The sequence below is a fragment of the Paraflavitalea sp. genome, from assembly GCF_059502485.1.
The window spans coordinates 1,604,842-1,619,064 of the sequence record NZ_JCACET010000010.1; the positions used below are offsets into that span (position 1 = coordinate 1,604,842).

The window sequence follows — 14,223 nt, forward strand, 5'->3', positions numbered from 1 at the left end:
AAAATGCCATCAGTGTTTCACAACCTTAGCAGGCATGGTCACCGGCTGGCTGCGCACCTGGCTCTTCAGCACAGCCCTCCCCCCTACAATCCCATAACCGGCCGGCATGCTGTCATTCACCGCACTGGGCACCACAAAAAAGCGGTCCCCCCGGGTATCTCCCCCCATTGAACTCGGCGGATTGACCATTTGAACCAGCTCAGACACATAAAAGTCATGCTGATAAACCACCGGTTTGGGCTGGGTATCGCCTATCATTACAGTGAGGTAGCTCCGGAAAGCCAATGGCGTGGTAGCTGCCGTAAAATTGGCCAGTTTGATCATTTCCTGACTTTCCCCACCCATAAGCGGGATTTTCTTCTTGGAGAACATGGAATCGGGCAGGTTACTCAACCCCTGGTTGGTAATACCCATCAGCTTTTTAGTAACGTACGTTTGTGGCGGCAGGAACTCAATATCCGAAGGAAGTTGGGCAGTAGCGCTTAACCTGCCCGCAGTAGTGGTCACCGGCACAGGGTCAGAAGGCAGGTCCCAATGATAAGAAGAAGCCCCAAAAGCACCTTCTATGCGTATTTTGCCAGGCGCATAACTAATAGCTTGCTCATTAATGATCAGCGCCGAGCGCTTCCAGTCGATATACAACGGCTGCTGCAGCTTGTTTTTGATCATCATCGTAATAGGCCCATTCTGACCATTGAAATTGTAGGTCAGCACCAGACTGTCATTTTCCACAACAAATTCGCCAAGCTTGTTTTGAGGTATTTCCCGGCTGCTGACAGTCATCACCTGGTAAACACCACAGGAAGCCAATAAAGAGCAGATCAGGGCGGGTAGAATTAACTTCATAGATGTAGAGGTTTTGAAGCTAATTTAAGCTGAGCAGGCAGCCATCGACGTTAAGGAAAACCGAATTGAGGAGATTTTAATACAAAGCTATTCCACAAGAAGCTGTTGCCTGATAAGCGAATTATTATAACGCTGTATCAATCCACGCATATGCAGCTCCATACGCGTCCTGTCTGCAGCATACACACTATCCTGCAGCAGATTTACCTGCATAAAAGGATCAACCCTCACATTATATAAAAAAACAGATTGATCCTTTTCATCATTATATCCCAATATGAACCTGTTATCGGTAAGCTGAGATATCCCTTTGAATTTGTTAAAAACGTAGCGGGTAGTAGTGTCCTCTACTGAATAACCGAAACTCATAAACGGCTTGGCATAATGAAGCTTGTCAAGGATGGTAGGCACAATGTCGAATTGCTGAACAGGATGATCGATAACCCGGTGAGCAGTATCCGCAGGGTCAAATATAAAAATAGGTATACGGTAAAAAGTAAAACCACTATTCCGGCTGTCAAACACAACATTGATAGAATGGTCGGCCGAAAAAACAAACAACGTATTTTGATACCACGGTTCATCCCTGATCGAATCAAAGAACAGCCGTAAACTATAATCGAGATAAGCAGCACTGATTTGCATGGGACGTAACCCCGGGCCTTCAAATCGGGCACGCAGGTCATCCGGCACAGCAAAAGGGCTGTGCGTGGAAAGATTGAACACAGTAGCAAAAAATGGAGATTGTTGCTGCTTCAATACACTGGCAGCATAAGGCAGGAATTTATGATCATAGATCCCCCACTGACCATCATGAAAACGCTTATCTCCGAATTCCTTTTCGGAATAATAATGATCGATGCCAGCCATTTTACAAAACTTTCCAAACCCATAATGATCCGGAGACGCCCCCATAAAGAAATGCGTGGAGTAACCCTCCCGCTGAAGGATCGATCCGATACCATTGAATTTTGTATGACTGTAAGCCGAATAATAATACGGCTCATCCATGAAAGTAGGCAAGCTCCCAAGGATAGCGACCAGCCCCTTATTAGAGCCATCACCATTACCATAAGCATTGGAAAACCACGTACCGTGCCCGATAAGAGAGTCCATAAAAGGCGTTCGGCTTCTGAATGGACTGGAAGGATCGAGATATTCCTTACAAAAGCTTTCCAGGATAAAGACCACAACATTCTTTTTCTGAAAAGGCTCGGCTGCCGGATACTGCCGCCGGATGGTGAACAAGGAATCCAGTTGCTGGGGAGTAAAAAAGCTTTTAACCGACAAATGCTGTTGCCGCCTTACAACAGAATATAAAAAAGTGATAGAGGAATTGTTGACCAGCGGTTGATACTCGGGTGAAAAATACAACAAAGCAGTAGAAGGCATGATAGGCCTGCCAGTCCCACCATACGCCACGCCTGCCATGATCAGCAAAGCAAGCAAACCGGCCAGGTAACAGCTAATGATGCTACGCTTGTCACGAACAGCTTCAGTAGCCCTTAGTAAACGCCTCCCCACAACGATAAATAATAGTATAATGAAGACAAGGCCCACTAATAAGTACCAGTAACTCACCAGGAAACCTGGAACAGCCACCATAGTATCCTTCACTACATACAACAAGTCCACCGAACTTCGCCTTCCTACAAAACCGAAATAAACAAGGTCGATAAGATTAAGAGCAAGAAAAGGGATGTTCACAGCCATCAACACCCAGGCAATCCAAAGGGCCGGCTTTGACGGTAGAAGATCATACAGGAAAAGGTAATAAAGAAAGAAAGGAAGGTTGATATAAAAGAGAATGGTAAAGTCGATCCGGAAACCCCAGTAAAACACCTTGAACAAAGACACGCCAGCAATACTATCCGAAAAGTAAATGTTCAAAAAAACAACCCTTATCAGGCCATATACAACAAGCCAGAAAAGCATAAAAAGCAGCAACACTTTTACTTTCCTAAGACTGTTGAATATTGAAAAGCCCATTATTTATAGTGCCTGCTTTTAATATTGATCAATACAATACCAATAGTGGTGTCAGACAACAGAGAACGAAAATGAGAAAGATTGAAGTAATTATCAAAAGACAATGCCCAGGTAATGATCTTCTTCTGCGGATAACGACGCTTTAAAGCCGCTACAAAACGATCTTCCTGCGATACAAAAGACACTTCCGGCAAAAGATTGATACCTGTATCCCCGCTGTTGCCTTCCAAAAATTGAGGCGGCACAAGATAGGAAACAATAAATCCGGCTGTGGCAAGCCTGTTTACCAAAGCCGGTTCTGAAGACTCAACAACCACTTGATCCCGGATATGATACAAACTATCACTTTGTAAGAAATACCTGACCCCGGCTTCCACATCTGCCGGTTGAAAGTCCTTTACATCCAGCCACATCTTTTTGCCCGATGACTTCAACCAGCGGAAATAATCATCAGCCGTAAGGTCATTGGCAGGAGCAGGAGGATGAGTAATCCTAAACGTATTAGCCACTCTGTCAAACACCAGGTCACATTCAAAGCCACCGAAGTGATCCTGTATCACCTGTAACCTTTCAAAACTATTAACCCGGTGAACCCATAACTTTTGGCAACCCTGCAGGTTAGCGATGTTACTACCTGCAATCTGCCGTTTATCAACAGAACAATCCAATTGACCAAGACGCATGCGCTGAAAAGCAAAAAGCAAGGAGTTGCTAAAAGCGAATAATAATGCTCCGGCTATCACCAAAACAATCAATACGCCTTTCCAAAACCTTGCTTTTTTGCGCATGAATTACGCTACTTTATCTCGCCCCTGGAGGACAATGTTGTTTCAGATAATTAGTATACAAAGTAGACAAGTGCTGATAAGTGCCCGCACCTTCCGAAATACTGTGCGTACGGTTGGGATACGACATCAGCTGGAATTGCCTGTTATACTTTATCAACTCGTTGACAAGCATTTCAGCATTATTATAATGCACGTTATCATCCCCGGTACCGTGGATGTAAAGCAGGTTACCCTTCAGGTTCTTGGCATAAGTGATGGGAGAACCCTTCACAAAATCTTCCCTGTTTTCCTGAGGTAAGCCCATGTACCTTTCCTGGTAAATATTATCATAAGTCAGCTGGTTGCCCACAGCGGCCACAGAAATACCGGTTTTGTAGATCTCGGGATATTGAAACATGAGGTTAAGCGTAGCAGAGCCACCGCCGCTCCATCCCCACACAGCTACACGGCTGGTATCCGTAAAAGGCCATTTCAGGATTTCGGCAGCTGCCAACGCCTGGTCCCGGATATTCACCAGCCCGATCTTACGATATACCACCTTGCGCCAGTTCCTTCCTTTAGGAACAGGAGTACCCCTGTTATCGATAGAGATATAGATATAACCATCTTGCGCCATGCTACCCTGATACAGGAAATTGCTTTCCACACCAAACTGGTCCTTCACGTTCTGGCCCCAGGGCTCAGTGTATACATAAAATACCACGGGATATTTCTTGTTGGGATCGAAATTAGTAGGCTTCACCATCCAGGCATCCATTTCTACGCCTTCAGAAGTCTTTACTTTAAAGAACTCTACTTTAGAAGCCGCCTTGTTGGCTTTTGCTACAGCGTCAGCTACCTTATTCTCCCCATTCACACCCTTGTGATCGGCCAGGGAGATCAGCTCAGAAGCATAATTAGTGTAGTAATTGGAAAAGGTGTGTTGAGCATACTTGGCACTGGGCGACACATCATAGTCGTGCGTACCCTGCTGAGTAGCCGGAGAAACGCGCTCAGCTTTTCCTTTGCCATCCAGCTTGATGCGGTACAGGAATTTCTGCGTCGCATTATCAGGCGAAGCCATAAAGTACACATACCCAGCCTTCTCATCGATACAGGTAATTTCCATTACGTCATAGTTACCCACGGTGATCAGCGTTTCCTTCTTACCATCACGACTTACCCGGTAAAGGTGGCGCCAGCCATCCTTTTCAGAAGGCCAGATGAACTCCTTACCCCCATTAAGCCAGTCCCAGCCGCCCCAGATATAGTCGTTATCCCACAAAGGCAGGATATCGATCCAGGCAGAATCCTTTTCGGTATAGATGGTTTGCGCTGCACCACTTTGAACATTGCACAGCATGAGCTGGCTTTCATTCTGCTTGCGGTTGAGATGTTGAATAATGAGTTCGGTATTATTGGCCGCCCACTCTACGCGCGGAACATAGCTTTGCAAAACAGGATCAGTAGGAATGTTCATCCATTTAGTCTGCGCAGAAGCAATGTCAACCACCCCTACCTTGAAAGGAGAAGGCGCTTCGCCCGCACTGGGATACTCCACAGGAACAGCAAAAGGGTAAATAGAATCCGTATTATTCACCATCAGGTAATCCTTGGTATTCTTGGCGTCGATCTGCCAATAAGCGATCTGCTTGCTGTCGGGGCTCCAGCGGAAACCATCCCGGCAGAAGAACTCCTCTTCATACACCCAATCGAAAGTACCATTGATAAGCTTGCGGTTACCATCAGTAGTCAGCTGCTTTACAGCACCAGTGCCCAGGTCTTCCACATACAGATTGTACTCGCTCACATAAGCCACTTTTGAACCGTCGGGCGAGAATTTGGCAAACATGAGCGAAGAAGCCGGACGGCTTGCGCCTACCTGCTTCAGCGAATTAGCGGTGCGGTCATATACCCAATAGTCACCCCGGGTATTCAGACGCCAAACCTTCTTGGTATTGGTAAACAACAATACCTTCTTATCATCATCGGAAAAAGCGAAGCTGCGGAAAGCCAGGGGCTTTTGTCCTTTCGGGGTCAGCTGCTCCTTGGAAAGCAAGACAGTCTTGGTGTTCTGGGGAAGGATAAACTGAGCCAGTTCACCACCCTGCGCACTGAAATAACTATTCCCATCTTTGGCCCATTTGACAGAACCCTGAGCCTGCAGCAATTGCACGGATAACAAACCCAGGACTAAACAAAACAATCTTGCCTTGAAGGCAGCCTGACATTTCATGCGTTAAAAATTTAGGGCGGGAAATTAAAGCAAAAGTCTGAATCCAGCTTAACCGGGATTCACCAAATAAAAAATCCCGGCACAAAGCCGGGACTGCTAACCATAGCTTCCTTACAAGAAAAGGAAACGTATATCCTTTGACCTGAAACTAAAAACCGGGAGATTATTAGGGCACACTACGTCCGTTCCGTTTACACGGTTGTTTGACATTTATTGAAAAAGATGGTTTAATGCCCTCCTCCCTTTTAATAAACCTTTAATAAATGGGAAGCGCTCAAGGTGGGTCGCCCTTTGAGGGCGACCCACCCTGATATGCGCAATAAAAAAGCCTCTCTACGGAGAGGCCCTTTTACGTGATTTCATCATTGCTATTCGAATTCACTTTGGGGAGAGTTGCTGCCCACCTCGGTGGGTCGCGCTAATCAAAAGCCAGTAGTTTAGGGGCTACCACTGCAATATATGACAGGAAGTGCCATTTTACAATACAAACCTATAAGTGTGTATAATATCGATGTAACTGTGCAGTTTTGGCGGATAAGTGTGCAATCGACAGGCTTTTTCGCCTGACAAAGAAGCAGTTTTTTGCCACCCCCCGGATAAAAAAGCCCCGCCGGTCCGGCGAGGCTTATATATGACAGTTCCATTATATCAGGTAACTGGCAATCTATTTCACGATCAGTTTATGCAATGTGGCGGAGCCTCCTATAGTAATACGCAAAGTATATATCCCCTTTGAGACCTTACCCAGCGACAAAGGCTCTATAAGCCGGTTGCCGGAAGGCCTGCCAAATACTTTCGCCAGCACTACCCTGCCCGCCTGATCAACTACAGCTACACTGACATTACCGGTTACATTCCCTTTTACGTCCACCGTTACTTCGCCATCCGTTGGATTAGGATAAACAGTCGAAACGATATCTGCCCCTTTCACCAGCACGATGGCTATTGGAGACAACTTACCGCTATGGTTCAGGTCCACCATTTTCAGCCTGTAATAATTATAACCCGTTGCCGGCGTCTCATCAGTAAATGCATAAGAAGCACCGGTAGCAATATTCTTCGCAGGCACCTTACCGATGGTGAAAAAATCTACCCCATTGGAACTTCGCTGTACTTCAAAAAATTCACTATTAAACTCAGCAGCCGTTTTCCAGCTAAGGTTTACCACCGCACCACTCAATACAGCTTTGAAAGAGGTGAGAGTGACAGGCAAAGTAGACAAGCTTACAATGGCAGTCTTGGCATTATTGGTTTGAATAGGCAGATTATAATCAAAATAAATACCGGCCGCATTATATATCGTATCACCCGGTACCAGTGTCACATGCGGCTTAATACGATACAAAATATAACCATGGCTGCCAGGCTCGTCCACAAAACTGTCAGGCAGATTGATATTATTGAAAGCCCATGAGAGCTGATGCTGTTGATCTATGGTAAGCCGGTAATTATGACTGGCCATGATCATCTCAAGCGTGCTCCAATCAAGCTTGGCATCCAGCGTATCACGAACAATTACATGCGTAGCCGTAGCATTACCCGTATTCTGAAAACGGATCATATAAGTAAGATATTCACCATCCAGCACTTTCGCAGGCGTCATCGTTCCGGCATGGACTTCCATTTTATCATTCGGATCAAATGAATTCACGACAAGCTGCTTCAGTTCAAAGACATTATCATCCGGCTGCGTATCACCGCCTACAGGGCTTATTGAAGCAACGAACTTCAAGGTATCTCCCATATTCACTGCAGGAGGTGGATCTACCTTCAACTGAATATAAATACTTCTTCCCTCGAGAGGATATAAAGCAGCATAATTCCAGGTAAGCGTATCCTGGTTCACAACGTCAGGCATTACATCAGCATTTTCCAGGGTTGTCCGGGCACTCTTGGTAAGCTTGATGGAACCGGCAGGTACCGTATCAGTACCCTTGTTGAAATAAGTAACGATATAATCAGTCGAAAAACCAGGTTTGGCATTAGACAACGGAGCAATATGCACCTGCAGATCACGTATGCCCGCTAAAGGTTTCAGCGCAAAAATTACAGAATCGACGTTACTGTAAGTAGCAAAATCAGATGCCTGGGCAGATGGGCTTATTTGATAATAAGGCTGGTTCGTTTGAAATTTCGTAATATACCTGCCCGTATCAGTTTCAATATCGAAAGTGCCGAATGCCAGTGAAGAAGCAAATACAGATCCATTTTTCTCCACAGTTACAATGCCATCATAAAAGAAAGGCTCATCATCCTCAGGCATGTTATTACCGTTAAGATCCACATAAGCATAACCCTGAATATTATTGATTGGCTTGCGCACCCGGTGCTTGATGATATCCCACACATCGAAATAAGCAGAATCAGGCGTCACAGGCATGATATTATAATGGATAGCCAGGCTGTCGCCTATATTGACCACAGGAACATTAGGCACGGACAACTCAAGCGTAAAGTTTCCTATAATTTGTGGTTGCAGATTACTCACCGAAAAGATCAGCGTATCGCCACGTACACCTGCCAACGGAACACTCGAAGACTGATAAGTTAAACGTGGGTCTTTTACTATTTTAATTCGTCCATCGAGCGTAGTACGTGTTCCCCGATAAGTATAGTGAACAGCATATTGCGCTGTCAGGCCGGCACGTATAGATTTAATCGTATCCACAAACACAAGAACATCAGATACAAGGCCGGACGGAACCATACCAAAGCTAAACTCATCCGTATTGTTATAACCGGGAAATACAGATACATGATGACGGGGAGCCGCACGATAACCCGCGTCATTGCCCGCAACTAAACTTGTAAACCTTCCCGTATCCACCCGCGTCTCAAAAGTACCAATGCCGGTATTTTTATATCGTTGAGTATCGCCAACATTACTTTTGATCAACATGTATTTATTATCAAATAATTCCTCGCCTACATCCCTCATGCCGTTGCCATTTTCGTCTTTATAAACAATTCCTTTAATGGTATTGAACTGAAATGGTTTATTACTGAATTTCATCAACCACATGTCAGACATCCCATGATTGGTAGCAACGTCTCCGTTAGCTTCACCACTGGTCCCTGCTACTATATACTCATGCTCATCCAATACCAGTAAAGAATAAAACGCATCTGCATCGCTCCCACCGTAACACTTCTGTTCAAGCAATGCACCACTATTACTTAACCTCGTGATCCAACCATCCAGCATACCGTGATTACCACTCACATCCCCATCATTTGAATTAGCATAGCCACAAATGATATAAGAATCTGACAATTCAGCAACATCAAAAGCATGATCCCAAAATTTGCCGCCCAAAGGTTTTTGCCACAAAATATTCCCTGTTGCATCCAGCTTAACGATCCATTGATCGAAGTCATAAGGAGTTTGTCCAAATGCGGCAGGATGATTGCCGGAAACATCACCATCATTAGACCTGGTAGTGCCTGCAAAAATATACCCCCCATCACTTGTAGGAATGATACGCCGTATGTCTTCATAATAACTGCCACCATACTTCTTATGCCATAACTCATTACCACCCGTATCCACTTTCAGAACATAAGCATCGAAATTTGCGGTAGTAATAATATTGCTACCCGTCTGCGCCTGATAAGCGCCTATAATATAATTGCCGTCCTGCGTTTTCTCTATCACACCGCCAAATTCACTATACCCGCCTCCAAAACATCGCTGCCACAGCAGGCTGCCCGTATTATCCACCTTCAAAAGCCATATGTCCAACCCACCATGATTACCAGACACATCCTTATTGTTCGAAGTAGCCCGGCCACACATCACATATCCGCCATCATCGGCCACCAACAAAGACGTTCCATAATCATTATCTGTACCTCCATAAAATTTCTGCCACTCAAGCTCGCCATAAGACGATAACTTAAGCAACCAATAATCAAAAGCGCCCGGGCGTCCCGCAAAAACACCATCCTGCGAATTGGTAGTGCCACAAACGACATATCCTCCATCACTTGTTTGTTTTACATCACTACCCCAATCCCAGCCATTACCACCAAAACTCTTCTCCCATTGTAAAACACCTTTATCATTGAATTTAGAGATCCAAAGATCATGAGATCCATAGTTAGTACTCACATCGCCATCACTCGAATAAGAAGTACCCAGTAGCACGTACCCGTTATCTGCGGTCCTGATGGTTTTAACGTGGGTTTCGCGGTCACCGTCATATTCATTTTGCGTCCCACCTACCGATCTTTGCCATTGAATAGAAGGCAATTGTGCATATGCATTACCTCCTAAAGCAATGCATATCAATAAAAACAACCTTACTTTCTTTAAGGCCGCACTGATTCCGTACAACATGAAGTCTGATTTAAAATGAATAAGTTATAACCTCTTTATTCAGATAGGTATTCCAGGCAGGATGATTGAAAGCAGCGTAAGGTTTTAAATAAGCATGGACTCTAATAGCAGAAAGATCACAAATATAAACCAGCCGGGCATATCCCTCCGACACAACCTATAACCGTGCAGAATCAGCCCAAAACCGTGCAGTTTCCGGCTATAACCGTGCAGCGAAAGTCTTTCCCAAAAACGGAATAACTGCCAATAAAAAGCCCCGCCGGTCCGGCGAGGCTTATGTATGACAGTTCCATTATATCAGGTAACAGGCAATCTATTGAACGATCAGTACCTGGCTAACTGAGCTTGCCCCCTCATCCCACACGATCGTATAAGTTCCTTTGGGCACTCCTGTCAGCATGATCTTCGTTTGTAAGGTATTATTGCCCACACTTACAGCCTTGATCACCTTTCCGCTCACGTCTACTACCCGCAATTGAACAGCATTCCGGATAGAAGGGTGCTTCACTACCACAAAATCCTTGGCGGGGTTTGGACCAAGCGTTATTAGCGCCTTCACAGCGTCCGGTCTCACGATCACAGTTTTACTGTACGTTACGCTTTGATCTATATCCACTATCTTAAGACGGTAATAATACACCGCTGAGCTACCCAAGTCGTCATTATAATGATAATCATATTCCAGATCACTGCCGTTCGAAGCATTGATCTTTCCGATTGTGATAAACTCACTGCCATTATCACGACGCTGCAACTCAAAATGAGATACGTTGATTTCACGGGTGGTTTTCCATTTCAACATAGCTACATGATCCCTTACCTTACCTTCAAAGGAGACAATAGTTACCGGTAGAAGGCTATTCCCGGCAGAGCCCATAAAGAAGCCACTGAAGCCGTTGATATCGAACGTTATCTCCCACTGAAAAGTCGTCGCATTCCAAACGATCTTTGCATCATCGGGATCTATTTCCATGCCGTTGCCACTGTAGCTACCAGGCAAGCTGGTGGTGCTGAAGCCATGATATTGATACACACGCAGATTGGCTTTATTGAGATCATCAGTAGCATGATGCGGCAGATCAAGCCCATGCGCCGGGTGAGCATTGTAATTGTCGAACTCCTGTTGTGTAAAGAACAAAGTAAGAGTAGCCGTAGCAGTTAATATGTTATTGGCGGGCGTCACGTCATAATGCCGTTGCACATAAGGATGCCCTTGATAAGTTTGTATAGTAGGATCAACCGTTACTTTATTGAACAGACCGCCGGTAACGGGATTGGAACCGGAAGGAATAACCAACGCTTCACCTGTTTTATTGCGAAAAATAGAAATGCTATCTACTCTGTAACTATATAATGCCAGATCGGGTTTACCATCTCCATCGATATCTCCCAGGCTAATACCACGTGGGAAAGTACCTCCGTTCATAAAGCTTGTACCCTTGAAGGAAATAGTCCCGGGTACGCTTTTATTACCCATTATAGATAGAGTATTGGCAAAAGCATTCCCTGCTGCAATGTCAGGCTTACCATCTCCATCGATATCCCCCAGCGCCAGGTCCTGCGGGCCATTTTCTGTTACTAAACGTATGGGGTCGTTCAATGCTATATTTCCCATACTGCTATTGTTGGCCAGCACAGATAAACTGATGGAAGTAGCCCAGCTACCTACAACCAGATCGGCCCGGTTATCAGCATCCAGATCACCAGCCTTGATGTCGTACGATCCCCTTCCCCCTCTTTTAAATCCTTGTTTTGCTGCGAATGTAATTATCCCGGGAGTGCTTGTATTCCTGAAAATATAAAGACTGTCCAATGTGGAGATATAAGCATCAGAACAAATGTCTGGCTTCCCGTCTTGATCCATATCTTCAAGCGTCAATCCACGCGGATAGAATTCACCTAAAGTATAGAAATCGTCAGGCCCAAATGAAATGCCTCCCCCCTCACTGGTATTACGCATAACAATAAGTCCATTGGAGCTGTACGATTCCATCACAAGATCGGGCCTTCCATCGCCATCCAGATCTCTTACCGCAATTTCATTAGTAGACCTGCCGGCAATGATATAATGTGGCTGGAAAGAAAGATTACCCCATGTACTGGTATTCCTGAAAATGGTAACATAGTTGGCTAAACCGGAAACTATAATATCAGGTTTCCCATCTCCGTTTATATCTTCAATAGCAAGACTTCGAACCTTGGCATCCGGAAACTTTAAGCCTGCTGCAAACGAAATAACCCCATTGGAACTGGTGTTACGATATATAGAAACCATCCCGCCACCAAAAGCAGTCGTTGCAATATCTGTCATACTATCACCATCAAGATCACCCATGGCCATATCCAACATTATGCTGTCGCCGGTAAACATGACCCTTTCTCCAAAAGCAGCAGTAGCTACCAGTGAGTCCATAGCCCCGGGAAAAGTAATGATGAAACGTTGATCGGAATATGCCTTCAGCCCAGCAGAGTTAGTAACAGTGATAGGCTCATAGGTCGTACCGGCTGGCACAGCAACAGTCAATAGCGTATCGGAGGCAGAAGTAATAGTAGCCTTCATGGCGCCGAAATAAACAGTATTACCCGATGCAGTATTCCCAAAATGCTTTCCTTTAATAGTTACTGAACTCCACACAGGGCCAGATGTCGGGAAGAAAGAAGTTATAACAGGAACATTGGGCGTCACTGACGGACTTGTAAGATTACTCAGCACATAAAAATTAGCACTACCATCTATAACTATAATATCAGCTTTTTTGTCATTGTTATAATCTGCTATGGCAGCTTGTTGAGCACTGTAGGCGAAGCTTATATCCTGCTTCGCAGCAAATCCGATATTCCCACCTGTACCAGTATTCTTAAATAATGAAACAACTCCACCGGAAGAAGGATTGCTGATGATCAACATATCTTTTTTACCATCCATATCGAAGTCAGCTTCGTTTAGATGCGTAACGGTATTATCAACCTGTAATAATACGGGTGCGGCAAAAGCCGGGGTGCCGGTAGTAGTTATATTCTTATATACCTCCAGTTGTTTCGTATGCGTTATTACCGCCAGCTCGGGTTTGCTATCCTGGTTGAAGTCTGCAGCGATCATACCTCTCGGCGAACCGGTCTGCGCCATAAAAGGTGTCCCTTGGGTAAATTGTATATTCAATATTTGATTACCGCCACTTTGGTTCTTAAGGTTCAACAAGTAACCAAGCGTATTGATGATAAAAAGGTCAAGCTTTTGATCCGTATCAAAATTCTGCGCCACAACAGCAAAGGACGAAGATATCTGAGTGGCAAACGCCTGGTAAGGCAGGAAATTAATGGTTGACCCTCCCCCATTTTGAAAGACATACACGCCTGGCTCCGTTCCATTCACAGCAACAATGTCTGGAAGCCCATCGCTGTTAAAATCTCCTATTGTCAGGTGTTTATTTTGATAAGAGCTAAACTGGAAAACAGGCATAAAGTAATCGACACGCTGGGAAAAAGAAATAACGCCATTGGAGCTTGTATTCCAGAAAACAGCGATCCCATCCTGCTGCCAGGTTTGTACCACCACATCAGGCTTTCCATCCAGGTTCACATCACCTGTAATAATGCTGACAGGCTTTCCAGCCAGTGGATAGTCTACCCTGGCATTGAAGGAAGCAACATGCCCGGTACTATTGTTTTTAAAGAGACAGAAAGCATTTACATCCTGCAAGATGCCAACTACGTCAGCCCTGCCATCACCATCGAAATCGGCAGTAGCAATACCTAGGAAATTATTAGCAGACCCGGCATATACACCCTGGGGAGCCGCAAATTGAAAATCATTGGATTGGGCAAAAGTGATAGTATACGATAAAGCACACAGCGTGAGCAGTAAGTAAAACTTCTTCATAAAAACAACCAGGTTTAAATGGAATGGTAAGTGGCCTTCCAGGGAAGTATCGGAAAAACAGACCCGGTCTTTATAAGATTGGAATTTGGGAAGATAAACCAAATATACGTATCCCACCCTTACCCCGCGCTCAAACCTGTAACTGTGCAGAATCGACCCAAAACCG

6 protein-coding genes are annotated in these 14,223 nt (G+C 44.9%); all 6 read right to left on the reverse strand.

Going from position 1 to position 14,223, the window contains the following annotated elements:
- Positions 1-9: 9 nt before the first annotated feature.
- The 6 genes from AC5JBY_RS23685 to AC5JBY_RS23710 all read right to left on the reverse strand — a co-directional run bounded on the left by AC5JBY_RS23685 (position 10) and on the right by AC5JBY_RS23710 (position 14,057).
- Complete coding sequence (locus tag AC5JBY_RS23685) at positions 10-846, reverse strand: hypothetical protein (RefSeq protein WP_495907140.1); 837 nt, start codon at positions 844-846, stop codon at positions 10-12.
- A gap of 87 nt (positions 847-933) precedes the next feature.
- A complete protein-coding gene (locus AC5JBY_RS23690) occupies positions 934-2,736 on the reverse strand; it encodes an LTA synthase family protein (RefSeq protein WP_495907141.1) in 1,803 nt (600 codons plus the stop codon).
- Between the two features lie 98 nt (positions 2,737-2,834).
- Positions 2,835-3,623, reverse strand: a complete 789-nt coding sequence (locus AC5JBY_RS23695) for a hypothetical protein (protein ID WP_495907142.1) — start codon at positions 3,621-3,623, stop codon at positions 2,835-2,837.
- A 13-nt stretch (positions 3,624-3,636) separates the two neighbouring features.
- Positions 3,637-5,838, reverse strand: coding sequence for a S9 family peptidase (locus AC5JBY_RS23700; RefSeq protein WP_495907143.1), 2,202 nt, complete (start codon positions 5,836-5,838; stop codon positions 3,637-3,639).
- A gap of 664 nt (positions 5,839-6,502) precedes the next feature.
- Positions 6,503-10,177, reverse strand: coding sequence for a T9SS type A sorting domain-containing protein (locus AC5JBY_RS23705; protein WP_495907144.1), 3,675 nt, complete (start codon positions 10,175-10,177; stop codon positions 6,503-6,505).
- A 313-nt stretch (positions 10,178-10,490) separates the two neighbouring features.
- Entirely contained in the window at positions 10,491-14,057 is a 3,567-nt protein-coding gene (locus AC5JBY_RS23710) for an FG-GAP-like repeat-containing protein (protein WP_495907145.1), read from the reverse strand.
- Between the last annotated feature and the right edge of the window lie 166 nt (positions 14,058-14,223).

Bases quoted from the DNA above. Each gene is read 5' to 3' on its own strand.
- AC5JBY_RS23685 (WP_495907140.1), bottom strand. From the start codon at position 846: ATGAAGTTAATTCTACCCGCCCTGATCTGCTCTTTATTGGCTTCCTGT.
- AC5JBY_RS23695 (WP_495907142.1), bottom strand. From the start codon at position 3,623: ATGCGCAAAAAAGCAAGGTTTTGGAAAGGCGTATTGATTGTTTTGGTG.
- AC5JBY_RS23700 (WP_495907143.1), bottom strand. From the start codon at position 5,838: ATGAAATGTCAGGCTGCCTTCAAGGCAAGATTGTTTTGTTTAGTCCTG.
- AC5JBY_RS23705 (WP_495907144.1), bottom strand. From the start codon at position 10,177: ATGTTGTACGGAATCAGTGCGGCCTTAAAGAAAGTAAGGTTGTTTTTA.
- AC5JBY_RS23710 (WP_495907145.1), bottom strand. From the start codon at position 14,057: ATGAAGAAGTTTTACTTACTGCTCACGCTGTGTGCTTTATCGTATACT.